The 22,439-nt window shown below is 44.0% G+C and carries 27 protein-coding genes; 20 read left to right on the forward strand and 7 right to left on the reverse strand.

Going from position 1 to position 22,439, the window contains the following annotated elements:
• Positions 1 to 26 precede the first annotated feature (26 nt).
• The 8 genes from H9659_RS13815 to H9659_RS13850 all read left to right on the forward strand — a co-directional run bounded on the left by H9659_RS13815 (position 27) and on the right by H9659_RS13850 (position 6,085).
• Entirely contained in the window at positions 27 to 335 is a 309-nt protein-coding gene (locus tag H9659_RS13815) for a hypothetical protein (RefSeq protein WP_191691591.1), read from the forward strand.
• A gap of 554 nt (positions 336 to 889) precedes the next feature.
• Entirely contained in the window at positions 890 to 1,546 is a 657-nt protein-coding gene (locus tag H9659_RS13820; RefSeq protein ID WP_191691597.1) for a Type 1 glutamine amidotransferase-like domain-containing protein, read from the forward strand.
• 247 nt (positions 1,547 to 1,793) lie between these two features.
• Entirely contained in the window at positions 1,794 to 2,336 is a 543-nt protein-coding gene (locus tag H9659_RS13825) for a hypothetical protein (protein ID WP_191691599.1), read from the forward strand.
• A 27-nt stretch (positions 2,337 to 2,363) separates the two neighbouring features.
• Positions 2,364 to 2,783, forward strand: a complete 420-nt coding sequence (locus tag H9659_RS13830; RefSeq protein ID WP_191691601.1) for an HIT family protein — start codon at positions 2,364 to 2,366, stop codon at positions 2,781 to 2,783.
• Between the two features lie 109 nt (positions 2,784 to 2,892).
• Complete coding sequence (locus tag H9659_RS13835; RefSeq protein ID WP_191691603.1) at positions 2,893 to 3,546, forward strand: HAD family hydrolase; 654 nt, start codon at positions 2,893 to 2,895, stop codon at positions 3,544 to 3,546.
• A 112-nt stretch (positions 3,547 to 3,658) separates the two neighbouring features.
• Positions 3,659 to 4,111, forward strand: coding sequence for an NUDIX domain-containing protein (locus H9659_RS13840; RefSeq protein WP_225217860.1), 453 nt, complete (start codon positions 3,659 to 3,661; stop codon positions 4,109 to 4,111).
• An 81-nt stretch (positions 4,112 to 4,192) separates the two neighbouring features.
• The gene (locus tag H9659_RS13845) at positions 4,193 to 5,080 is read left to right on the forward strand and encodes a GNAT family N-acetyltransferase (RefSeq protein WP_191691605.1); all 888 of its coding nucleotides are present in this window, start codon (positions 4,193 to 4,195) and stop codon (positions 5,078 to 5,080) included.
• A gap of 105 nt (positions 5,081 to 5,185) precedes the next feature.
• The gene (locus H9659_RS13850; RefSeq protein ID WP_191691607.1) at positions 5,186 to 6,085 is read left to right on the forward strand and encodes a S16 family serine protease; all 900 of its coding nucleotides are present in this window, start codon (positions 5,186 to 5,188) and stop codon (positions 6,083 to 6,085) included.
• Positions 6,086 to 6,394: 309 nt separating this feature from the next.
• Here the strand turns inward: H9659_RS13850 and H9659_RS13855 are convergent, their stop codons facing one another.
• The 4 genes from H9659_RS13855 to efeO all read right to left on the reverse strand — a co-directional run bounded on the left by H9659_RS13855 (position 6,395) and on the right by efeO (position 11,597).
• Complete coding sequence (locus H9659_RS13855; protein ID WP_191691610.1) at positions 6,395 to 7,627, reverse strand: dicarboxylate/amino acid:cation symporter; 1,233 nt, start codon at positions 7,625 to 7,627, stop codon at positions 6,395 to 6,397.
• 113 nt (positions 7,628 to 7,740) lie between these two features.
• Positions 7,741 to 9,495, reverse strand: coding sequence for an FTR1 family protein (locus H9659_RS13860; protein ID WP_318240736.1), 1,755 nt, complete (start codon positions 9,493 to 9,495; stop codon positions 7,741 to 7,743).
• The gene (efeB, locus tag H9659_RS13865; RefSeq protein WP_191691614.1) at positions 9,470 to 10,738 is read right to left on the reverse strand and encodes an iron uptake transporter deferrochelatase/peroxidase subunit; all 1,269 of its coding nucleotides are present in this window, start codon (positions 10,736 to 10,738) and stop codon (positions 9,470 to 9,472) included. The genes H9659_RS13860 and efeB overlap by 26 nt, the downstream gene beginning before the upstream one ends.
• Before the next feature lie 7 nt (positions 10,739 to 10,745).
• Positions 10,746 to 11,597: an iron uptake system protein EfeO gene (gene efeO / locus H9659_RS13870; protein ID WP_191691616.1), complete on the reverse strand. Its 852-nt coding sequence runs from the start codon at positions 11,595 to 11,597 to the stop codon at positions 10,746 to 10,748.
• 240 nt (positions 11,598 to 11,837) lie between these two features.
• Here efeO and H9659_RS13875 point away from each other — a divergent pair, with 240 nt between their 5' ends.
• From H9659_RS13875 to H9659_RS13905, 7 genes are all read left to right on the forward strand, one after another.
• Positions 11,838 to 13,088 carry a Y-family DNA polymerase gene (locus H9659_RS13875; protein ID WP_191691618.1) on the forward strand — a complete coding sequence of 417 codons (1,251 nt, stop codon included), beginning with the start codon at positions 11,838 to 11,840 and terminating at the stop codon, positions 13,086 to 13,088.
• A 31-nt stretch (positions 13,089 to 13,119) separates the two neighbouring features.
• Complete coding sequence (locus H9659_RS13880; protein WP_191691620.1) at positions 13,120 to 13,452, forward strand: YolD-like family protein; 333 nt, start codon at positions 13,120 to 13,122, stop codon at positions 13,450 to 13,452.
• Between the two features lie 80 nt (positions 13,453 to 13,532).
• On the forward strand, positions 13,533 to 15,287 hold the full coding sequence (locus tag H9659_RS13885) for an ABC transporter ATP-binding protein (protein ID WP_191691629.1): 1,755 nt from the start codon (positions 13,533 to 13,535) through the stop codon (positions 15,285 to 15,287).
• Positions 15,287 to 17,065, forward strand: coding sequence for an ABC transporter ATP-binding protein (locus H9659_RS13890; protein WP_191691630.1), 1,779 nt, complete (start codon positions 15,287 to 15,289; stop codon positions 17,063 to 17,065). Before H9659_RS13885 ends, H9659_RS13890 begins: the two co-directional genes overlap by 1 nt.
• A 151-nt stretch (positions 17,066 to 17,216) precedes the next feature.
• Positions 17,217 to 17,927: a cytochrome c biogenesis CcdA family protein gene (locus tag H9659_RS13895; protein ID WP_191691632.1), complete on the forward strand. Its 711-nt coding sequence runs from the start codon at positions 17,217 to 17,219 to the stop codon at positions 17,925 to 17,927.
• A 20-nt stretch (positions 17,928 to 17,947) separates the two neighbouring features.
• Positions 17,948 to 18,268 (forward strand): thioredoxin family protein, encoded by a 321-nt coding sequence (locus H9659_RS13900; RefSeq protein ID WP_191691634.1) that lies wholly within the window; start codon positions 17,948 to 17,950, stop codon positions 18,266 to 18,268.
• Positions 18,265 to 18,792: a CcdC family protein gene (locus H9659_RS13905; protein ID WP_191691636.1), complete on the forward strand. Its 528-nt coding sequence runs from the start codon at positions 18,265 to 18,267 to the stop codon at positions 18,790 to 18,792. Before H9659_RS13900 ends, H9659_RS13905 begins: the two co-directional genes overlap by 4 nt.
• A 23-nt stretch (positions 18,793 to 18,815) precedes the next feature.
• Here the strand turns inward: H9659_RS13905 and H9659_RS13910 are convergent, their stop codons facing one another.
• Positions 18,816 to 19,238 carry a DUF2621 domain-containing protein gene (locus tag H9659_RS13910; RefSeq protein ID WP_191691638.1) on the reverse strand — a complete coding sequence of 141 codons (423 nt, stop codon included), beginning with the start codon at positions 19,236 to 19,238 and terminating at the stop codon, positions 18,816 to 18,818.
• Between the two features lie 126 nt (positions 19,239 to 19,364).
• Here H9659_RS13910 and H9659_RS13915 point away from each other — a divergent pair, with 126 nt between their 5' ends.
• The 5 genes from H9659_RS13915 to H9659_RS13935 all read left to right on the forward strand — a co-directional run bounded on the left by H9659_RS13915 (position 19,365) and on the right by H9659_RS13935 (position 21,466).
• Positions 19,365 to 19,586: a DUF1659 domain-containing protein gene (locus tag H9659_RS13915; RefSeq protein WP_191691640.1), complete on the forward strand. Its 222-nt coding sequence runs from the start codon at positions 19,365 to 19,367 to the stop codon at positions 19,584 to 19,586.
• A 25-nt stretch (positions 19,587 to 19,611) separates the two neighbouring features.
• Entirely contained in the window at positions 19,612 to 19,833 is a 222-nt protein-coding gene (locus H9659_RS13920) for a DUF2922 domain-containing protein (protein ID WP_191691642.1), read from the forward strand.
• A gap of 105 nt (positions 19,834 to 19,938) precedes the next feature.
• Positions 19,939 to 20,079, forward strand: coding sequence for a YvrJ family protein (locus tag H9659_RS13925; RefSeq protein ID WP_404828991.1), 141 nt, complete (start codon positions 19,939 to 19,941; stop codon positions 20,077 to 20,079).
• Between the two features lie 145 nt (positions 20,080 to 20,224).
• Positions 20,225 to 20,776 carry an SCO family protein gene (locus tag H9659_RS13930; protein WP_191691753.1) on the forward strand — a complete coding sequence of 184 codons (552 nt, stop codon included), beginning with the start codon at positions 20,225 to 20,227 and terminating at the stop codon, positions 20,774 to 20,776.
• Between the two features lie 24 nt (positions 20,777 to 20,800).
• Positions 20,801 to 21,466 carry a lytic transglycosylase domain-containing protein gene (locus H9659_RS13935; RefSeq protein ID WP_191691644.1) on the forward strand — a complete coding sequence of 222 codons (666 nt, stop codon included), beginning with the start codon at positions 20,801 to 20,803 and terminating at the stop codon, positions 21,464 to 21,466.
• A 33-nt stretch (positions 21,467 to 21,499) separates the two neighbouring features.
• Here H9659_RS13935 and H9659_RS13940 read toward each other — a convergent pair whose 3' ends face one another.
• Both H9659_RS13940 and H9659_RS13945 read right to left on the reverse strand, forming a co-directional pair.
• Positions 21,500 to 21,754 carry a GlsB/YeaQ/YmgE family stress response membrane protein gene (locus tag H9659_RS13940; protein ID WP_025784505.1) on the reverse strand — a complete coding sequence of 85 codons (255 nt, stop codon included), beginning with the start codon at positions 21,752 to 21,754 and terminating at the stop codon, positions 21,500 to 21,502.
• A 124-nt stretch (positions 21,755 to 21,878) separates the two neighbouring features.
• The gene (locus tag H9659_RS13945) at positions 21,879 to 22,424 is read right to left on the reverse strand and encodes a cysteine hydrolase family protein (protein WP_191691647.1); all 546 of its coding nucleotides are present in this window, start codon (positions 22,422 to 22,424) and stop codon (positions 21,879 to 21,881) included.
• Between the last annotated feature and the right edge of the window lie 15 nt (positions 22,425 to 22,439).

The raw sequence follows: 22,439 nt of genomic DNA on the forward strand, positions 1-22,439 counted from the left end.
TCTAAATCACTGGAGGTGTAGATTTTATGAAAGAATTTAATTATCATATTCTCGTTGCTATCGTAAATGTTATACTATTGGGATTTATATGTCTTTTTTTGCTAATCGCTAGTTTTAGTGTTAGCGCACCTATAGATGATCCTATCGATAAAGTATCTCGAAACATTTCTACTGGTTTTATGTTCGTCTTGTGGGCAGTTAATTATTGGCTCCAATACAAATCCAAGAAGAAAAAATGGTATCTGCCATTAGCTGGAGCTGTTCTTTACGTCGCCATCGTTTTTATTGCCTTGGGATATGTTTCCCCATTCCTACGCGAGTTGCTTATTAAATAAGTCCGCAATCATTCATAAATGCGTCATATCTGATCCCGGCACGGATTGTAGTATCTCCAGGCCCTTTTAATCCATCCATACAGTTTAGCAAATTTTTATGAGCAGTACATCTTGGTTTTTGATTTGGTCCTTGCATTTGATTATCGTGTACTGAATTTTTAATTCCTCTACGGTTTATTCTATGTTAAGTTCCCCATTCACATATTCCTGGACAATAACGTTAACATCGTTTTGCATCAAAACCTGTACAACTTCTGCAGTATTTGTTTGATAATCTAACTTTGCTTCATATTGTTTTAAAATCACTTGGTCCTTGTCATCAAAGTCTAAGAGCTTATTCGTTTCTGTAACAGTACTTTCTTCAAATAAATGTGTAACCTTTACAATATCAGCTTTCTCCGGTTCAATAAGGTTTAATTCATTTAAAATATACGTGGATGTACTTCGCAAAAACGCTTTGGATAGGTCAATATTGAGAGTATTGTGCCACTGCCAAGAAACAGATTAAGTAAAAAGGTGATTAATGGTGCTTACGCTTTGCTAAGGAGGAACTTATGAAAACTCACTATTATTTAGGTTGGTTTAGCACTTTTTTTCCGGAGAATCTCGGCAGGGTGTTACAGGAGGATATAACTGATCGACAATCGCTTGCTATGATTAGCGCGAATCCATTCTTTGATGAAGAAGATGGTACTACTGAACGTTCATGGCTTGACCACTCCGGCATTATGTTTGATGAATATCATTTAATTAATCATAGGATACCGAAGGAAGATGCCCAGAAGTTGATTCAAAATGCTTCAGTCATTTTTTTATTGGGTGGGGATACCATTAAACAAAATGATTTTTTGATGGCGTATGGATTATCAGACTTGATTAAGAAAAGTCGCGCCGTGGTGATGGGAGCAAGCGCTGGTGCGATCAACATGTCTTCTAAATGGTTATGCTCGAAAAACTTTGGATATGAAGTTGAAATAAGCTCTATTTATGATGGGATTGGCCTTGACAACTTCTCCGTCCTGTCTCATTTTGATCTTGAAAATAACATCAGTCTTGTTCAAAGTGAACTGGCTCCCTTATCGGAAGAACTGAATATTTACGCATCGAATAAGGATTGCGCCATACGTACTAAAGGTGACATAATCGACATTTTCGGCAAAGTATATTTAATTTCCCACTCAAAAATTCAAAAGTTGGATGAGACTCTCTAGTCGTTGTAAATTGCTATTGAGTAATTAAGTTCATTTCTTTTTGCAAAGCTTCAATTTTAATTTAGTGAAGAAACGTAGTCTGTTTCTTTGTTATACGGAAAACATAGTTATGTAGTATGGTTGTCAGTAATATGGGATGGAAGTGCCCAGCTATTTATGAGGTAAATGAAGACTTAAAGAATTAATTGATCACAATGGAAATTTTAAATTACAAGACGATAACTTACCAAAATGGGGTGCTGAGTACTTGAAGACGGTATTTCTTCTTAGTTACGGATGCGATCTGGATCATAGTAATATTGACTTTCTAGTTAAAGAACGCTTAATGCCTTTCGCAATAACACAGGAAAATAAAATGAACAAAAGAAATTCAAAGCAGTTAACGGTTCGTTTGATGTATGATGTTTTTGATATAAATTGGAACAAGCATATAGACAATAAATATTACCTGAATGAATTTTTCATTAGTGAAGCACATCTTCTAGCATTTGAATATTCCCTTTCAAAATTAAAAGGGTACTATATTCGATGCCGGCCAAATGCCCGCGGACATTATGATCTTACCCTCAATGGGAATCAATATTCTACACGAGTCTATCAAGAGCTTGCAGGGGACCACGAGTTGTTCTTTATTGACGAAGAGGCAACTCATAATATAAGTTTGAGAAAATTAAACAACAAACTTCCAAGTAAACTTCAATGGCTTATGTTACCTAAAGATATAGAAACAATAGAAAGAGAATCTGCCATTCATGATTGGCTACAAACAGTTCTTAAATATATAGGTTAACCAGCAATGAGAGTGAGGAGAATGTGGATGGAACGCTGCATATTCTGTGAGATTGTCCATAAAAAAGTTGAAGCTTATATCATTTATGAAAATGAGCATGTGTGTTGCTTCTTAGATAAATTCCCAATAAATCTTGGACATCTGTTAATAGTTCCTAAAACGCATTATCAAGAGTTCAACGACGTCGATAAAACTAGTTTGAATGAAGTTATTAATTTGGCTCAAAAGATGTCGAAAGCATTGGAAACTATTTTCCTCACAGATGGTATAACTATTTTACAAGAAAACGGAATATTCAAAGATGTGAATCACTATCATATGCATGTAATTCCAAGGTATAAAGGCGATGGTTTTTATTTGGTGGAACCTGAAAATGCAGTGAAGCCGGAAGACTTTATGGAGATGATGATAAACATGCAGGCGTATCTTCATAAAGAAGAATGTTGATTATTTTAAAAAAACTATACAAGGAAAGAAATTGTATTTACGCACGCAGATTAGGTAATTCACCGTACTGGCGAATTCATTCAACACTGTTAAAGAAGGAGAGTATCCAATGTTACAAGCACTGATTTTTGATATGGATGGGACTCTATTTCAAACGGACAAAATTTTAGAATTATCACTTGAGGATACGTTTAATCACCTACGGCATCAAAATAGATGGAATACAATAACCCCTCTCAATAAATTTCGCGAAATTATGGGCGTACCTTTACCAAAAGTGTGGGAAACTTTGTTGCCTGATCATTCTCTCGCAGAGAGAGAACAAACGGATGCTTATTTTCTAGAAAGATTAATTGAAAACATTACACGTGGGAAAGGCGCTTTATATCCTAATGTGATAGAGATTTTCAGTTATTTAAAAAAGAATAATTGCTCAATTTATATAGCGAGTAATGGCTTAACCGAATATTTGAATGCAATTGTGAGTTATTATGAATTGGATATTTGGGTTACAGAAACGTTTAGTATTCAACAAATACAAACGTTGGACAAAGGTGATTTGGTTAAAACAATACTAAACAAATACGATTTTCAGAGCGCTGCGGTAGTAGGAGATCGCCTCTCTGATTTTTACGCGGCTAGAGATAACGGCTTAACGTCAATCGGTTGCAATTTTGATTTTGCGCAAGAAGAGGAATTGGCTATGGCTGATTTTGTAATCGATGATTTAGGTGAACTGAAAACAATAGTACACGATTTTTAAATAGGTCAAGTCGCTCTAAATTCTACTTTGTCAGGGTTGCAATTTCAGGCACGAGCTTTTGTTACAAAGATACTTTCGAAATCTTTCCATACTGCGCTTAGGAGGTTGCTAATTGGAAATCGCTAGTAAGAGTAATTTTAAATTTCTCGACTTTCTGTATGTAACTGAAACTGAGATGGATGACTATCATAGATTGGCTGGTTCTTACGCCGTTATCAAGTGTGACGATCAGTATCTTCTTTGTTATAACACGTGGAGAAAACAATGGGAATTACCTGCTGGCCAAAGGGAGGAGGATGAGACGCCAAAAGAGTGTGCAATAAGAGAACTTTTCGAAGAAACTGGTCAAATTGTTGCGGAACTAGAATTTAAAGGCTTGCTCAAAGTAAAGCACTTGCTCTCTGGTGAACTAAAATATAATCCAGTTTATTTTTCTACTATCGAAAAGCTTTTGCCTTTCCAAACTAATTGCGAGACTTCTGAAATTAGGTTATGGGACTTGAGAGAACCGCTGAGTTGTATAGATGAAGTGGACTTGAAATTTTTGACTACATGGAGTGAATGAATTCTCGAGTTCTCGATGGGAAACAGGGAGACAGGGAAACAGGCTATTTTATTTATTCTACTCTTACACTGACGAAATAACATGAATTGGGTGATTCTCATTAACCAGACTGTTGAAAAGGCAAGAAATCTCAAAGAATTATCTCTATTTTTAGCTCATATGAATAACCAGCCTGAATCCCACGTCGGGTATTGCGGGGAAAGTGAAGCTTCAATTTGTGAGGCTCTTGAAGAAGATTTCCTCACTGAAAATGGAGATCTCAATTTTTACATATCCAGGGCAACTACCGGCGAAATCATTGCAGCTATTGGCGTGGATATCGATGAAACCAGTGCAGAGGTTTGGGGGCCGTTCAACAAATCCTCTTCTTTACCTTTGCAACTCGAATTATGGAACGCACTATTAATAGAGTATCCCGAAGTTCGCGAATTTCAATTCTTTATCAATCAGGAAAACACCTTGCAACAATCTTTCATGGAGGAAATAAAAGCAAAGGAATCAGACGAACATCTAGTCTTGGAAATAAGAAGAGAAAATTTTACCGCAGTATTAGATAGACGTAGTAATCCATTTGTACAAAGTGATTTTGATGAATTCGAAAAATTGCACAATGAATTGTTTCCTAACACATACTATGATGCATCTACAATTGTTGGAAGGATTAACCGGTCCAACGTTTTAATAATCCTAAGAGGGCATTCAAATGAGCTTCAAGGTTATGCTTATTTTGAAGTCGATGCAGAAACAGCGGAGGCTTCGTTGGAGTACATCGGGATTTCCGTTGCCTCTAGAAATCAGGGGCTGGGCACTCTATTGTTGAAGGAAGCATTGACTGAGATGTTCTCGCATCCACGAATTGAAATTATTCAATTGACAGTAGAAGATACTAATAATCAAGCGCATACCGTTTATAGGAGAGCTGGATTTGAACAAAAACATACGTTAATCAGCTATCGTTTTTACCGATAGAGTGTGCTCTTTCTGTAACTGCAAGAAAATTTTATTACACACAGCTTCTTTTCAGTATCATTCTATTAGTGTGACGGATAATCTTATGGAATAGGCGGATGACCTATGAAAAAAACAACAGTTACCACCCTTGTGCTTTCTTTTGCATTTTATTCCGTTTTCTTGTCACTCTATCTATTCGATTTTATTGAAGAAACTGGTTTTTTAGCGATCCTGTTTCTCAGCATACTTCTGTTAGGCATTCTTTTTTGGGGTGCGCGCAAGAAACACGTTGTAAAAAGAAGTTTGGGTACTTCTATCGTTGTTCTCAGTTTATTGTTTACGTATGAATTCACACTTCTTTTTTACCTTTCGGCACCTTCCTACATCTCGTCTAATTATGTTCCTCCTACTGAATCAGTAGCGGGTTCTGGAATCTTTTCCGTCGGCGTAGGTGAATTTGAGTTCGGAGAGGATGAAAAAATGGATAAGAAGTCTATTAATCAATTACTGACTGAGCAAGGGGTAGATGTGCTTTCTATAGTTGCAATAGATAACAGGATCATCTACGGAGTAAAAACCAGACAGCTACTAACATGGCTCCATCTCAGAAAAGAACATACTCCAAAAGAGATGGTGGAAACGGTAGAAGATTATTTAGGAACCCAAGAAGGCTGGCTGACTCAATGGGATCGCTCTACAAATGGTGGAGATTCCGCAGGTCTCAGTTTGGCCCTGTCCGGCCTTTATAAGAAAGGTTATCTAAAAACCGAGGTGCCTATTGCTGTTACTGGAGGCATCACTAAAAATGGAGTAGTGACCAAAGTAGGATCCATTAAGGAAAAGTTGCAAATCATTGAAAAAGCAGGATTCTCCAATGCATTAATGCCAACTAAGAATAAACGAGAAGTGAAGTCACTCCAAAAGAAACTGAATTCTAAGATTTCTATATTCTACGTAGCTAATGTGAAAGAAGCCGAACTAAAAATCGAGGAATTGAATGGGGAACATAAGGATAGTCAATAATCTGTCATTTCGCTATGTCAGGTATGTTCGTTTTTCTGCAAATCAATGTACGATAAAAAAAACAGGGTTCCATTTAACTTGCTCGTATTAAATTGCAGGGAAGGTATTAAAAGTGCTTATTTAATGGCTTTTATTTTATCCCTATTTACTTTTCAGCGTTATATAGGATTGTAAATCAACACTGTGGGATTCAATTTTCTGCTTGTGTCCCATGCAACCTGCAAAAAAAACTGCTCCAGAGTCAATTCATGACTTTGGGGCAGTCCTTTTTCACGTTCTCTTATTGTGCGTGCGATGGTGTGTTGCTGTTCAAGTCGTCACGCGTTTCTTTTCCGAACTGTCCACGACTACTGCGCCGACGATATCGCCGACAACGTTCGAAGCCGTTCCGCCCATACCGATGAGCGCATCGACACCCGCGATGAGTGCGACGATTTCAAGGGGAAGGCCAAACATCGACAATACAGCTGCCAGCGTCACTAGTCCTGCTGCAGGAACGCCTGCGGTTCCGATCGATAAGAGCGTCCCGATAATCACAATTATGAAAAAGTGCGATACGGAAAGATCGAGATTTGTGATATTCGCAGCAAATACGATGGATACACCCATTCGAAGGGCACCGCCATCCGAATTGAATACCGCTCCGAGAGGGAGGGCGAAGTTTGCTGTCCGCTCAGATACTCCTGCTTTTTGTGCTGCTTTAATGGCAATCGGCAGGGAGGCGATACTACTCGATGTGAAAAATGCTGTTGTATACGCTTCTTTCGTTGACTTGAAGAAATTCATGACGGAATTCCCAGACAAACGGATGAACCCCGTGTATACGAAGACCCATAGAAGAATAACTCCGAGATAAAATACGGCCGTGAATGTGAGCAGCGACTTGAAGGTTTCCCATCCTTGGCTGCCGAACGCAGTGGCACTGATTGCAAAGACACCGATTGGTGCATACAGCAAGACGCCCGTAAGGAGTTTTGAAAACATTTCTTTCAATGCAATGATCACTTTGTCCAATAATAGCCCGTGTTTTTGCATTTCCTGATCGGTTGAGAACTTCATTGCTGAGATGGCAAGTCCAATAATGACTGCCAAGAAAATAATCCCCATGACATTACCGCCTGAAAAGGCTTCAAACATATTGGCAGGCACCATTTGCAGCAAAACATCCGAGAAGTTCGGGGCTGCGGGTGTGTCCACTTTTGTATCGGGAAGCGTCAAATACTGACCTGGTTGGAACATTAGGGCGAGCCCTACACCGATTCCCACTGCAGCTGCAGTGGTCGCCGTATAATAGAGTATGAGTTTCCAGCCCATGCGTCCGAGTTGTTTCATGCTCATCTGATTGACAGCAAGTACTACCGTCAAAAAGATTACGGGGATGGCGACAAGGCTAAGTAAGTTGATGAGTAATGTCCCCAGCGGTTGGAATAAAGCCATTTCTTGTCCGAATACGAGACCGCTCGCAATTCCTGCAATGAATCCGATGGACATTTTTAAAACGAATGAACTGTCGCGATAACCGCTCCATATTTTCGATAACATCGATTTTCTCCTATTCATATGTAATGATTCCTTATTTAGCGAAGTTTACCTCTCGTTGAAGTTTTGGTCAATTTCTTTGCTTCGTTTTAGTTGAAAGTCAAAATACCGCTTCCTTAAGAGGAAACGGTATTTCGCGCAGGCAACCGTTTTTTCATCATAAACATGGCAGCGATTGTCAACACCAATACAAACTGTCCTGCAATCGTTTCCCATGTCGGATAAAATCCGATTGCGGACATGACAGGCAGCCCATTCACAATAGAAGAAGGGAAGACGTCCGTCAATTGGAGCGTATGGATACTTACACCGATAATCTTGAAGGCGAGTGCATAGATGAAAACCGTCGCAACCGTGAATAACCGATGAATCGGAATACGACTTCCTGCTTTCAATAGCACTATAGCAACTGCTGCCAATATGACAAGTGCTACCGCTATACCGAGTAGAAATTCGGTCAATTCCATGTTGGGTGCGATTCCTACATAGAACACGACGGTTTCTGCACCTTCACGAAATACCGTCAAGAAACTGAGTAGTCCGATCGCCCAAGCACTTCTGCTGGAAATGGCCGTACCCATTTGACGTGCGATGTAGTCATTCCACGCGGTGACAGAAGATTTGCGGTGAAGCCACGCACCAATTCCAATCATCATTGCAGCTGCTGCCAATCCAATAACGCCTTCCATGATCTCACGACTGCTTCCGATAGTTACAGAGTTGAGAAGTGTCGTCATCAGTATCGCTGCAATGATACTTGCACCAATCCCTGCCGCTGAACCTGTATAGATCCATTTAGAAAGCTGTGGCTGTCCTGCCTTCTTCAGAAATGCAACCAAACCGATTATGATGAGCAGAGCTTCCAAGCCTTCACGCAGTAAAATGAGTGCAGAATCCCAAAATGTATACGACGTACTTTCTTGGATGAGTTCAATTTTTTGTTGCAAACTAGCGATTTCTCCCGAGATTTTACTACGATCCGCATTTTCACTTGTGAGCTGACCCGCAAGTAATGGCAATTGACTTTCGATTTCCGTGTAGAGTGCTGCATCTCTTGTACGGATCTGTCCTTCAACGTTCGGCCAGCTTGTGATGAACTCACGCAGTTTAGCAACCGCTGTGTCTGGATCCTCTTCGGCAAGGGCTGCACGACTGTCCGCCAAAAGCGAAGTCAGCGTCTCCAGCGAAGCATCTGTCACAGGAACTGAAGCTTGAGCCGTTTCACCCGCAGCAAAAGACGTGATCGCTTGCTGCAGGGCAGTGTACGTCTGTTCGAGATCTGCCTGATTTGGTGAATCCTCTGCTAGCGCAATGCGCAGGAACGCCATTTGGGTTTCAATCGCTCCATACGCCGCAATACTTTGTTCACGGACTGGGCGTTCGTTCCGTGTCCAAGTGGCTAGAAACTTCTTTTCGGAAGCTCGGATTGCTTCGATATCACCTGAACGTATGGCATCTCCCAGTTTTTCAAGATCCGGTGAAACAGCCTTTTCAAACGCGAGACGTTCCACTTGTTCATCCACAGGGTTTTCTGCTTTTTCCAGTGCATGCAATGCTTTCGACAGGACTGTCAACGCTTCTAGACGCTGTGCAGATCCCTCTGCCTGCTCCGCTTCTTTCAGAGCACTCACCACTTGCTTACTTTCTTCCGCAACGTGATCTTCTTGTTTCCATGCAGCTTTGAATTCCTCCAATGCTATATCCGCGGCCAGCTTATCGTCTTGTTTGGATGCCATGATTGCATCGCCGATTGCGATATACAAGTCACTATAAGAAGGCGTCTCTGCGTGGGCAAGGGAGACGGGTAAAAGAGACAAAAGCAGGACTGCGATGAGCAGTACCTGCTTACAAAACACGGAATAACGATTCACCGATATAGCTTCCTTTCTGAACACCAGGGAAGCAGGCAAACAAAGCACTGCCGCGGTGTGTAATGTATTCATTCAGCTTATCGACGCGGCCAAAACTTTTTTGGATGGCGACAAATTGTTCCGGATCTTTTTGATAGGAGATGAACAGCAAACCCGCATCGTATGCACCGGTTGCATCCATTGTTCCCGAAGAGTAGGAAAAAGAGCGTCGATGAATTTGGGTTTTGGCTTCCTTAGCTAAGCGTACGTGCGAATCCACAGGAATGACAGGGGCACCTGACGCATCTTTCTGCTCAAGCGGCACTTCATCGTGTTCGCCTTTTAATCCGATAGGAGCACCTGTTTCGCGGTGACGACCGAATGTCGCCTCCTGCTCATTGAGTGCTGTCCGATCCCACGTTTCCAAGTGCATCTGAATCCGGCGGACTGCCATATAACTCCCTCCAGCAAGCCACCCTTTCGAATCACCAGGCTGTACCCAAACAACGTCGTTCATGGCTTGTTTGCTGGCGACGTCCGGCCCTGATGTACCGTCTTTGAAAGCAAATAAGTTGCGTGGGGTTTCACGTTTCTTATTTTTTTCCGGGAACGAGTTGAATCCCGCTTGTGACCATTTCAAGCGTACCTTTCCCGATGCGGCGCGAATCAGGTTGCGTACTGCATGAAACGCTACTTGTGGATCTTCTGCACATGCCTGAATGCATATATCGCCTCCCGTGTAGGCGGGATCGAGCTGATCTTTAGGGAAGTGGGGAAGCTCTTTGAGTTCCGCAGGCCGTTTCGATGAGAGTCCCAGCTCTTTTTTATCGAACAGGGAAGGGCCTACGCCAAAAGTCAATGTGAGATTGGACGCATCCAGTCCACCTGCTTCACCGGTATCTTTCGCAGGGATAAAGCCGTTAGAAGAAAGCTCACCGATAGGTTCGCCATTCATTAAACGAACCGCCATCGGTGTCCATTGCTGGAACAACTCTTTCAGTTCAGTCTGAGAGTTGACGAGGACGTCGAGTGAAGCAAAATAAACATGGGTTTGCACAGGCGTAATGATACCGGGTTGATGCGCACCGTAAAAGTTCACTTTGTTTTTGGTGTTCGGGTTATCTTCCTCTGTCGTCATCCCGAACACGTTGAGAAGGCCCCCGAGTCCAGATACGCCTATTGCTGCACCCGCAGCTCCCGCACCCGTTAACTTCAACATTTGACGTCGGGAGATTTTCTTCGCAAACAACTTTTCTTCTGACATTACATTCTCACTCCATTACGATGCCCATCATGCTCAATGGTTCACCGAGTTGATTGACCGCTTCAGCTAATTGTTTCGTATCTTCTTTCGTTAATTCCTTGTAGGAAATATAACCGCCATTTCCATCTTCGTGTTTGGCAAGAAGTCCATTCAATGTCGAAAACTTATTCGTCAAGTCCGTTGCAAGTTGAGCATCTTTCTGTTTGATGACCGCTTCGAAAATATGGAAGATTTCTTCTGCGCCTTCCACGTTCGCTTTGAAGTCATATAGATCCGTGTGAGAAAAGATTTCTTCTTCACCCGTGATTTTTGAAGTCGACACTTCGTTCAGCAAGTCCACGGCCCCTGTAATCATCAAGTCCGGGCCAACCTCGACCGTTTCGACACGAGCACGCAATTCTTTTGCGTCTTTCAGCAACTGATCGGCAATTTCTTCGTAGCCTTCTGTTGTGTTATCGACCCATAGACCGTATTCGATCTTATGGTATCCGGACCATTGTTCTTCGCCTTGACCTTCATCTTCCAAGTCAGCGAGACGTGCGTCAATTCGAGGATCGAGATCCCCGAAACTTTCTGCAATCGGCTCTGACCGTTCAAAGTACATGCGAGCGAGAGGGTAGATCGCTTTTGCGTCTTCGATTCTGCCTTCTTTTACAGCACTGACAAATTTATCGGTTTCTACAACGAACTGATCCATTTGCTCCAATGCGAATTGCTTATACGCATCCGTTTCTTGTTGGAGATCGATTGGAGCTACGGCTTCCGCTGATTCTTTCTCAGTTGACGTTTTATCGGCACCGCAACCTGATAGGACAAGACCTGTTGCGAGTAGTGAGGCGAGCAAGGCATGGGATTTCATAAGTTCAGTTCCTACTTTCCGGCTTTTTCTCAATGATAATCATTATCACCATGTCGAGTCAACTGTTTTTTGTATGAAAGGATGGCCATTTCATGTCAGTTTACCAGTGATCAAAAATAAATTTCTACGGATTACAGAGCGAAATCTCAATGTCTCACAACTATTGGAAGAGAATGGCTGTTGTATAACGGGTTTGTTCATCCTATAATAAGGGAACAAGTGTTCTTAGGAGGAGACGTTATGAACCAACTGCCTGAACGTAAAATTATTTGCATCGACATGCGCAGCTTCTATGCAAGTTGTGCAGCGGCTCTTGAAGGACTGGATGTAATGGAAACACCCATCGCGATCATCGGAAACAAAGAGCGTAAAGGGGGGGTGGTGTTGGCAGCATCCCCTCCACTAAAAAAACGGTTTGGCATTAAGACCGGGATGCGTCTTTTTGAAATCCCGGATGATCCATCCATACGGCTGATTGAACCTAAAATGGAATTTTATATAAGAGTGTCAATGGAAATCACTCATTTTTTGAACCAATATGTCCCGAAAGAAGCGATTCACGTATACAGCATCGATGAAAGCTTTATCAATTTGGATGGAACCGAGAAACTTTGGGGACCTCCTGAAGAGACAGTCACCCGTATTCAAGAGGGATTGTTGCGTCAATTCCAGTTGCACTCTGCATGCGGGATGGGTCCTAACATGCTGCTATCCAAACTTGCGCTGGACCTGGAAGCGAAAAAAACGGGATTTGCATACTGGGGCTATAATGATGTGCCGACTAAATTATGGCCCATTGAGCCGCTTAGTGAAATGTGGGGAATTGGGAGAAGAACGGAACATACGTTGAATGAAATGGGTATTTTCTCCGTCGGCGATCTCGCACACGCGTCTCTTGTCCGGCTGGAAGAGAAGTTCGGTGTTATGGGAAATCAGCTCTATCATCACGCACATGGGATTGATTTGTCTGATCTCGGTGCACCGCTGATTGAGGGGCAAATCAGCTATGGCAAGGGGCAAATTCTTTTCCGGGATTATTGCTGCCGTGAGGATGTGCTTGCAGTGGTGCTCGAAATGTGTGAAGACGTAGCAAGACGTGCTCGGTCGGCAAGGCGTGCCGGTCGGACGGTCCATTTATCAGTTGGCTACTCTAAAAATGCGTTAGGTGGCGGCTTCAGCCGATCCAAGTCAATGCCGGAAGAGACGAATGACACGATGAAGATTTACAAAATCTGCACAGAACTGTTCGATACGTTTCACGATGGTCGGCCTGTCCGCCAACTGTCGCTGAGCCTATCCAATCTAGTCGAGGAGCATTCGATGCAGTTGAGCTTGTTTGACCAGCGTAAGTGGAAGACACGCAAACTGGGGGAAACGGTCGATGAGCTCCGCAGTAAATATGGATCGACTGCCGTTTTACGTGCTGTATCGTACACCGATGCAGGAACAGCGCGCCATCGAGCGGGACTGATAGGCGGACATGTGAAATGACGATATGGAAAGGAAGGAAGGAGGGAACACGATGCTGCGAGATCGCGGAAAGATTAAATGGACTGCACTGATGCTGCCCGAACACGTCGAGCGGTTGCGCGCATGGCAAGCAGAAGATGCGCAGCCGGTTAGAAGTGAACCTGACGAACAGCAGCTGGAGGAGTGGAATTACATCATTGCTGCTGCCATGGAGACTCATCAAGCTATCACCATCAAGCATTGGCAAAACGATAGGCCTGTGACGGAAGATTTTTATGTCCATTGTCTCGAACCCGAGCGGAAGCAGTTGCGCGTTGTAACTGCTGATGGAGGCGCGCACATTCTTTCTCTCCTCGATATTGAAACTATTTATGAAATCGGATAATTCGAAACAAATACTATCCGAAATGTGTAACAATCTGCTAAACTATTCAAAGTCCTATTATAGATTGGCAGGGGAATCCATTGAACGTACTCATTCAGCTCGGCTGGTTTTTCAAACAGCGTAAAAAACAGTATGCAATTGGAATTGCGGCACTTGTCCTCGTTTCCGTTTTGCAGCTGCTGCCGCCAAAAATCATCGGCTATATCGTCGATGACATTACGAAAGGAACGTTAACTGCCAAGCAGATGATGGAATGGCTGGTCATCCTTGCGATTGCAGGGATCGCCATGTACGCTTTCCGCTATCTATGGCGCGTCATGATTTTCGGTTCGTCAATTGTGCTTGCACGGACGATCCGCAAGCAATTATTCGATCATTTTTTAAAGATGTCCCCGGCTTTTTATCAAAAACGCCGCGTGGGTAATTTAATGGCACACGCCACCAATGATGTGAGTGCAGTCCAGCAAACCGCAGGCATGGGTGTGTTAACCCTCTTCGATTCGATTTTAACAGGCGGTTTTGTCATCTTGACGATGGCAGTGACGATCAACTGGAAATTGACGCTTATTGCACTTATTCCAATCCCGCTCATGATTGTGTTAACGAGTTTTTATGGAAAACTGCTGCGCCGTCATTTCCGGACTGCTCAAGAAGCATTCTCCGGCATGAACGATAAGACGCAAGAGAGCATCTCAGGTATGAAAGTCATCAAAACGTTCGGACAGCAAAAAGAGGACATTGAAGATTTCAGGCAACTATCGGATGATGTGGTGGAGAAAAACATGCGGGTTGCCCGTATCGATGCCTTATTCGACCCTACAATCGGTGGAATCTTTGCGATTTCTTCTATTATTTCGTTTGTCTTCGGTGCCCGTTTCATCCTGGCAGGGGACATGAGTGTCGGGGATATGGTTGCATTCAGCACATATCTCGGATTGTTGACGTGGCCGATGCTTGCGTTCGGATTTCTATTCAATATCGTCGAGCGCGGCAGTGCATCGTATACACGAATCCACGAATTGCTGTCGGTAGATCCTGAAGTGGTTGATGTGCATGGTGCAATCGATGAACGGCCGAAGGGGGATCTTTCAGTCGATATTGACACCTTTACGTTCCCTGGGGATCCGAAGCCCGCGCTCTTCGACGTCCACTTTACGCTGCGACGAGGAGAAACACTCGGGATCGTCGGGAAAACCGGATCCGGAAAAACCGCTATCCTGAAACTGCTGTTACGAGAGTTTGACGACTATGAAGGTATCATTTCGTACGGGGGGCATTCCATTCACCAGTACAAACAGCAGCGGCTGCGTGAATCGATCGGATATGTCCCACAAGACCATTTCCTATTTTCCACCACCTTGGCGGAGAACATCGCCTTTACGAATCCGACCGTTCCGTCAGAAGAGATTCACCGCGCTGCCCAGCTCGCTCATATCCATGATGACATCGAAGGGTTTTCTGAAGGATATCGTACGATTGTCGGGGAACGGGGAGTGTCATTATCCGGAGGACAAAAACAACGGATTTCGATTGCCCGCGCCTTGCTCATGCAGCCCGAACTACTCATTTTAGATGACTCCCTTTCAGCAGTGGATGCGAAGACGGAAGAAGCGATACTTCGTTCCTTGAAAGAGACACGTAGCGGAGAAACGACGATCATCACATCACACCGGTTAAGTGCCATTCAACACGCGCACCAAATCATTGTCATGGATGAAGGGACAATTGCAGAAGCCGGTACTCATGCTGAATTGATGGCATTGAACGGAAAATACAAAGAAATGTACGACTTGCAGCAACTTGAAGCATCTGTAGAGCAAGGAGGTGAGGCGTAATGGCAGAAGTGAAACAGGCAACACTGTCCGCTCGTGGACAATGGCAAGTATTCGTCCGGCTCCTGAAGTACTTGAAGCCACACAAAGTGTCGATTTCGTTTGCGCTGCTACTCCTAGCACTCACGATTACAGGCAGCATCGTGAGTCCGCTTCTCATTCAAACATTCATCGACAACCATCTCGTAACGTTGAATTTTGAGCGTGCGAGTATCATCCGGTTACTCGTTGCCTATGTCGCCATTCAAGTGACGGTTGTGGTGATTTCTTATTTCCAGTCACTCCGCTTTCAACGAATTGCACTTAAAATCATCCAGCAATTGCGGATCGATGCATTTACTAAAGTACAAGGACTGGGAATGCGCTATTTCGATAAAACACCAGCCGGTGCAATCGTTTCGCGTGTGACGAACGATACGGAAGCGATAAAAGAAATGTTTGTGAGTGTGGTCGTCACGTTCTTGCAGGCGATCTTCGGAATCGTAGGTGTCTATATTGCGCTGTTCTCACTAGATGCGAAACTGGCGCTGTATTCCATGGTGTTATTGCCGCTATTCATGATTCTGATATCGGTATATCGTCATTACAGCGCAGACTTCTATCAAGATATCCGCGAGCGGCTAAGTCAACTAAACGGAAAGATCTCCGAATCCCTCTCTGGAATGGGGATGATCCAAGCATTCCGCCAAGAAAAGCGGCTCGCAGATGAATTCGAATCGATCAATGACGGGCACTATCGAGCAGGAATCCGGAACATCAAGTTCGACAGTATTTTACTTGGACCGTTCATTGACTTGCTCTATGCAGCAGCGGTTGTCTGTACACTTGCATACTTCGGGTTCACTTCGCTTTCAACTGCAGTGGATGTCGGCGTCATCTATGCGTTTACAACCTTGCTTAGCCGCCTGTTCCAACCCGTACAGCAAGTGATGAACCGGATGTCCATTTTCCAGCAGGCCCTTGTTTCAGCATCACGCGTTTTCATACTGATTGACGAACCGGACATGGAACCTGTTCAGCAAGCGGAAAGGGATGCAAAGATTACGGAAGGAACCATCACCTTCGATGGCGTCACATTTAGTTATGATGGCAAAACGGATGTATTGAAAGATATTTCATTCACCGCAAATGCAGGGGAAACCGTCGCATTGGTCGGGCATACCGGAAGCGGGAAAAGTTCCATCATCAACTTACTCATGCGGTTCTATGAATACGAGCATGGTTCGATCACCATTGATGGGCGTTCACTGAAGTCCTATCCAATGGAGGAATTGCGCAGCAAAGTGGGACTCGTCCTTCAAGATCCATTCATGTTTTACGGAGATGTTGAGAGCAACATCCGTCTTCGCAATGAAGCGTTGACATCCGAAGAAGTCCGGGCGGCAGCGGAGTTTGTACAAGCGAACCGATTCATTGAGCAATTAGAAGGGGAATATGCACACAAAGTGATGGAGCGTGGAGCTACGTTGTCAAGCGGACAGCGACAGCTCATAGCATTTGCACGCACTATGGCGGTGGAACCGAAAATCCTTGTACTTGATGAAGCGACCGCCAATATCGATACGGAAACGGAAATCGCGATCCAAGCCAGCCTGCAAAAAATGCGGAAAGGACGGACAACAATCGCCATCGCACACCGACTCAGTACGATTCAAGATGCAGAGCTGATTTTAGTGTTGCACCAGGGAGAGATTGCTGAACGAGGGACCCATCAGCAGCTTCTTAGCAGAAAAGGGCTCTATTATAAGATGTATCAGTTGCAGAATGGTCAAATTGCTTAAGATCAGATTCCTTTCAAAACCGTATGTGCCACGTGGCACATACGGTTTTAATAATGTGTCATAAACTGTTCACAGACAAAATGGACGTATTCGATGGCGCGTTCTGATACGATGGAAAGGAAAAAGAAAAAAATCTGGAGGGGGAAGTTCCTTGGCAACAGATGTGAACGTATTCCTGGCATTCGGAGCGGGCTTTTTAAGTTTCATTTCTCCGTGTGTACTGCCGCTATATCCGGCATTCATTTCCTACATTACTGGAATGTCGATTGAAGACTTACGCTCAGATAAGAAACGGATGAGCCGAAATGGAATGTTACATACATTATTTTTCCTTCTTGGATTTTCGGTTGTATTTATTTTTCTCGGGTTCGGCTCTTCATTTATCGGTCGTTTCTTTATCGAGTATATGGATCTCCTTCGACAAATCGGTGCAATTTTCATCGTGTTATTCGGTTTAATGGTAGTTGGCATTTTCACACCGAAGTTTTTAATGCAAGAACACAAGCTACAGTTTAAAAACCGCCCATCCGGTTACTTAGGTTCTGCTCTCATCGGACTTGCGTTTTCAGCAGGCTGGCAACCATGTATGGGGCCGATCATTGGGGCCATTATTGGTCTAGCGGCTGCTAATCCCGGTTCCAGTATGTTGTACATGATGACCTACGTCCTCGGATTCGCGATTCCATTCTTCGTGCTCTCATTCTTCGTAACACGTCTTGGATGGATCCGCAAGAACAACCAGAAGATTATGCGCATTGGCGGAGCCTTTATGATTGTCTTCGGTATCGTGTTATTCTTCGACGGGATGACGTTCTTAATCAGCTTGCTCAGTCCCATTTTTGGAGATTTCCAAGGCTTTTGACCATCAAGGAGGATTGAACAGTGAACGAAGTGAAGTCTTTTGAATCATGGCAAGAACTTTTAACACAGCAAGAAGCGATGCTGCTATTTGTGAAAACAGATCATTGTTCAGTTTGTGATGGGCTGTATCCGCAAGTGGAGAGGCTTGCAGACGGGTATCCATTTCCGTTCTTTTATGTAAATGTCGCGCAAGTGCCGGAAATGGCAGGGCAGCTTTCGCTGTTTACAGCACCGGTTGTCTTGTTATTCAGACAAGGTAAAGAACTGACTCGGTTTGCAAGGTTTGTTCCGATGGAGCAACTTCGAAAACGGTTGGACGAGCTGAAGGAGGCGTGCGAATGAGTCAACTGCAAGAACTGATTGATAAGGTTTTCAATGAAATCCCGTCCGTCTATTTAATTGTCGGCTCTACGGTCGCATTTTTCTTCATGGGAATCTTAGGATTCCTCGTCCGCTCCAAAGCGGCGGACCGCCCGATTTCTCCGATACGTATTGTGCTGCCACCGTTATTTATGTCTTCCGGGATGCTTATGTTTTTGTTTACACAATTCCAAGTGCCGCGGAGTCAGGTGATTGAAGCTGCGGCTGTAGGACTGCTGTTTTCAACGATCTTGATTGCAACGACAAATTTCGAACAGAAAAATGGTCAATTGTTCGTCAAGCGATCGAAAGCATTCATCTTCATTTTGGCGGGCTTACTCATTTTCCGATTGGTCGCGAAACTGATTCTCAGCAGCTCCATCGACGTCGGGGAACTAGCTGGTATGTTTTTCATCCTAGCATTCTCGATGATCGTCCCGTGGCGCATCGGTATGCTCATCAAATATAACAACCTGAAAAAAAGAGAGAGACTCACGGTCAAATGACCAGGTCTCTCTCTTTTTGTGTGTCAGAAAAGATGCTCATACGGAGTCATGTCAACATCCATAGTTGTAAGCTTCTTGCGTAAGAATTTGTGATCGCGCTTCGGCGTCGCCACGATGTAGCCTCGGATAATGTGATCGAATTCAATCGTTTTTGCATGCTCATCGAGGGCGATTTGACCGATACGGCCTGCAATCTTCTGTTTCGCCACCGGGCGGAACAGTTCAGGAACCGGCTGGACGAGTTCGTTCAACAACCCCTTCGCTTCGTCATTCCATAGATGAAGCGAGCGATCCACGTAGTACTCTTCCCAGTCCAATGTCGACTTGCCATCTTCCTTAGGGAACACTTTAAGGAACTTGCGGAACATGAAAAATCCACCAATCGCGAACAATCCGATTAAGACGATACACCAAAATACAATAAACCAGATAAACCAGCCTGGCATAATACGTTCACCTCTTTATGACTCTCTACACTATCAATTGTACCTGTAAACTAAAAAACTTTCACGAACATTGTATCCTTTTCTGCAAGTTTCGTCTATCTAGACTGTGAAAGGAGGGGAACGCACATGGCAGCAGCACTCGAGTTTCAAACAGCAGTCGGTAAGATTTTCTACAATGCAGGCTCAACACCCGATGGACGTCTTATCCGTAAGTCGCAAACTTACCGCTTCATCGAACAAAATGCAACACCGGCCAATCTCCAGCTCGCACTATCTTCACTCGGCCAACTGTCCGCAATGACAGTCATGTCTTATGAAAAAATCGTCACATCCGAAATCACAGACTAACTAACAAAAGAGGAGGAATTCACAAATGGCACTCACACTTCAACTCGTATTTACAAAGTCGGATGGCAAGGATTTTGTCCTGACGGTCGATGAGCCGCGTCCAGGAGTCACACCGGCTGAAGTTCAGACCGCAATGGAGCAGATTATTGCATCCGGTGTATTCAAAAGGGATGGGGACGTCCTGATAGCTGTGAAAAGCGCTCGCATTATCGATCGATCGGTGAACGATCTTTTCAGCAACAAATAATAGGTGAGCCGGTCCCTAGTCAGCTGACAGGGACCGGCTTTTTAACACTCTGAGCGAGTATCTGTGTTCCCGCCGCAGTAACTAAATTAAAAGGAGGCGAATGTGATGGAACAATTGTTGGAACAAATGATGGGATTCATCCAGGAGGTGGGCTTTCCGGTTTTTGTTTCCTTCTATCTGCTCCACCGCCTGGAAGTGAAGCTTGAAGCAATCCACGGAGCACTCGTAACTCTAAAAGTGAAGTAGTTTTCACATAACCGACAAACAAACGCCAAACAACCTATGGATCCACGGTTGTTTGGCGTTCGTGTGTCCGATATGATAAGGTAAACACATTAGATTTGGGGGAAGTGCAGTGAAGAAGAAGGCATTGGTTTTTGGCGTAATCCTGATGGCACTTGTAGTGAGTGCATGTTCTGGCGGGTTTAAAGCAGATCATCATTACAGCATTGCGCCATTCGAATTCACGAACCACCATAATGAAAAGGTCTCATTAGATGATTTGAAAGGTGAGATCTGGCTAGCTCAGTTTGTATTCACCACCTGTACGACTGTCTGTCCACCTATGATGTCCAATATGGCGGAACTCCAACAGAAGTTAGTCGATAAAGGGATCGAAAACTACAAAATCGTCTCTTTCAGTGTGGACCCTGATGTCGATACTCCCGAAAAACTAGCTGAGTACTTGGAAGCTTTCAGTGTTCCGGACTCTTCGAAATGGGAAATGCTTACGGGTTACAAGATGGAGGACATAAGCGAGCTAGCGGTGAAGTCCTTTAAAATGCCGGTGATTGACGATCCGAATTCAGACCAAGTGATCCACGGCTCTCGCTTTGGACTGGTCGACAAAGAAGGAAAAGTCGTCAAATCCTATTCCGGAAATGAAGACGTTCCATTCGATACGATCGTAAAAGACATGAAAGCCCTCAGTAAACAAGACTAAATCGCGCAGAGAGGAGAGGGACGAGTGAAGAAAAAGAAACGCAGACTAACGGCGAAAGCTAAATTATTGCTAATCGCACTGCTTATTCCTGTTTCAGTCGTCCTTTTCACTTTGACTGCGATCATTTGGACAAGCATCCGTCACCCGGAAGTCATTCAAAAATCCGCCAGCACGTTGATGGAGTTGTCAGATCGACATGGGGGACTGACCATTCCGGAAGAGTATATCCCCATTTATAAAGCAGCAGCAAAAGAGTATGACATTCCGTGGACGTTACTTGCTGCACATCACCGGGTGGAAACCCGTTTTTCCACTATGAAAACGATGGTTTCTCCAACAGGTGCGGAAGGGCATATGCAATTCATGCCGTGTACGTTCGTCGGATGGAGCTATCCTGGCTGCAAAGACTTAGGAAAAGGGGATATTCCTGAAGAAGATAAAACCAACCTTGATGTAATTGCAAAACATGGGGGATACGGAGTAGATGGAAATGGCGATGGGATTGCTGATCCGTACAATCTGGAAGATGCGATCTTTAGCGCAGCTAACTACTTAGCGCAAAGCGGGGCGGCAGACGGGCAAATCGAGAAAGCCATTTTTCACTACAACCATAGCGATAAATACGTAGAAGACGTGCTCTGGTTTTTTGAAGAATACGAATCACAACAAACCCAACAAGCACAAAAATAAAAAGGACTCCGCGAATTAGCGAAGTCCTTTTTGTTATGCTGCTTTACGCATAGCTTTCATAATCAGGCTGACGATGAACACAAGAATGACAGCCCCGATGATTGCTGGTACGAGATAGAAGTCCGAAACTTTAGGACCCCAAGATCCGAGCAGCATTCCGCCAACCCATGCACCTACGATACCTGCAATAATATTACCAATAATTCCGCCTGGGATATCTTTCCCTAGAATAAGTCCGGCTAGCCAACCGATAATTCCGCCGATGATTAAGAACCAAATGAAACTCATTTGAAAACATCTCCTTTTTGTTAATATAATATGTCTGTTCTAGTCAGTATAATAACCGTAAATGACCCACTTGAAACCTATTTGCTAAAATTGTTTGCATAGAATAATCATTTTTCACACAGACTTACCGAATTACGGTCGCTCCGAGTGTGTTTTCGAAATGGCGCATTGCCCAATCATGTCCAGCAGCGTCAAAGCTTGCAACACCCCGTTCATGGATCACCGTCGTAAATCCTTTGTTGTAAGCGTCTACAGAAGTATGCAAAATGCAAATATCCGTACAGACACCTACTAAGTGAAGTTCTTGAATACCACGTGCCCGCAGCCAAATTTCCAGCTCTGTCCCTGCGAATGCACTGTACCGGGTTTTATCCATCCAATGAATCGAACTACGATTATCTTCATAAAATTGTTTTAACGTTCCGAATGGCTCTCTTCCAGCAGTTCCACGTAAATTATGAGGGGGGAATAGACGTGATTCCGGATGATAGGGATCGTTTTCGTCATGCACGTCCACTGCGAATACAACCGATTCCCCTCGGGTGACAAACTCCTTGGTCAGCTGCTCGATATATCCTTCCAGCGCAATTCCAGGTGCTCCGCACGTCAACGCTCCGTCTTCTGCAACAAAATCTTCCGTGTAGTCAATAACCAATAACGCTTTCTTCACCTTCAGCACTCCCTC

This window comes from Sporosarcina gallistercoris (assembly GCF_014836415.1).
GTDB lineage: Bacteria > Bacillota > Bacilli > Bacillales_A > Planococcaceae > Sporosarcina > Sporosarcina gallistercoris.

Excerpts from the sequence above, each read along its gene's own strand:
- H9659_RS13855 (WP_191691610.1), bottom strand. The coding sequence starts at position 7,627 with ATGTTATCGAAAATATGGAGCGGTTATCGCGACAGTTCATTCGTTTTA.
- H9659_RS13940 (WP_025784505.1), bottom strand. The coding sequence starts at position 21,754 with ATGAGTTTCATTTGGTTCTTAATCATCGGCGGAATTATCGGTTGGCTA.
- H9659_RS13850 (WP_191691607.1), top strand. The coding sequence starts at position 5,186 with ATGAAAAAAACAACAGTTACCACCCTTGTGCTTTCTTTTGCATTTTAT.
- H9659_RS13815 (WP_191691591.1), top strand. The coding sequence starts at position 27 with ATGAAAGAATTTAATTATCATATTCTCGTTGCTATCGTAAATGTTATA.
- H9659_RS13905 (WP_191691636.1), top strand. The coding sequence starts at position 18,265 with ATGAGTCAACTGCAAGAACTGATTGATAAGGTTTTCAATGAAATCCCG.
- H9659_RS13930 (WP_191691753.1), top strand. The coding sequence starts at position 20,225 with ATGGCACTTGTAGTGAGTGCATGTTCTGGCGGGTTTAAAGCAGATCAT.
- H9659_RS13910 (WP_191691638.1), bottom strand. The coding sequence starts at position 19,238 with ATGCCAGGCTGGTTTATCTGGTTTATTGTATTTTGGTGTATCGTCTTA.
- H9659_RS13925 (WP_404828991.1), top strand. The coding sequence starts at position 19,939 with ATGGAACAATTGTTGGAACAAATGATGGGATTCATCCAGGAGGTGGGC.
- H9659_RS13875 (WP_191691618.1), top strand. The coding sequence starts at position 11,838 with ATGAACCAACTGCCTGAACGTAAAATTATTTGCATCGACATGCGCAGC.
- H9659_RS13890 (WP_191691630.1), top strand. The coding sequence starts at position 15,287 with ATGGCAGAAGTGAAACAGGCAACACTGTCCGCTCGTGGACAATGGCAA.
- H9659_RS13820 (WP_191691597.1), top strand. The coding sequence starts at position 890 with ATGAAAACTCACTATTATTTAGGTTGGTTTAGCACTTTTTTTCCGGAG.
- H9659_RS13920 (WP_191691642.1), top strand. The coding sequence starts at position 19,612 with ATGGCACTCACACTTCAACTCGTATTTACAAAGTCGGATGGCAAGGAT.
- H9659_RS13845 (WP_191691605.1), top strand. The coding sequence starts at position 4,193 with ATGAATTGGGTGATTCTCATTAACCAGACTGTTGAAAAGGCAAGAAAT.
- H9659_RS13830 (WP_191691601.1), top strand. The coding sequence starts at position 2,364 with ATGGAACGCTGCATATTCTGTGAGATTGTCCATAAAAAAGTTGAAGCT.
- efeO (WP_191691616.1), bottom strand. The coding sequence starts at position 11,597 with ATGAAATCCCATGCCTTGCTCGCCTCACTACTCGCAACAGGTCTTGTC.
- H9659_RS13915 (WP_191691640.1), top strand. The coding sequence starts at position 19,365 with ATGGCAGCAGCACTCGAGTTTCAAACAGCAGTCGGTAAGATTTTCTAC.
- H9659_RS13880 (WP_191691620.1), top strand. The coding sequence starts at position 13,120 with ATGCTGCGAGATCGCGGAAAGATTAAATGGACTGCACTGATGCTGCCC.
- efeB (WP_191691614.1), bottom strand. The coding sequence starts at position 10,738 with ATGTCAGAAGAAAAGTTGTTTGCGAAGAAAATCTCCCGACGTCAAATG.
- H9659_RS13835 (WP_191691603.1), top strand. The coding sequence starts at position 2,893 with ATGTTACAAGCACTGATTTTTGATATGGATGGGACTCTATTTCAAACG.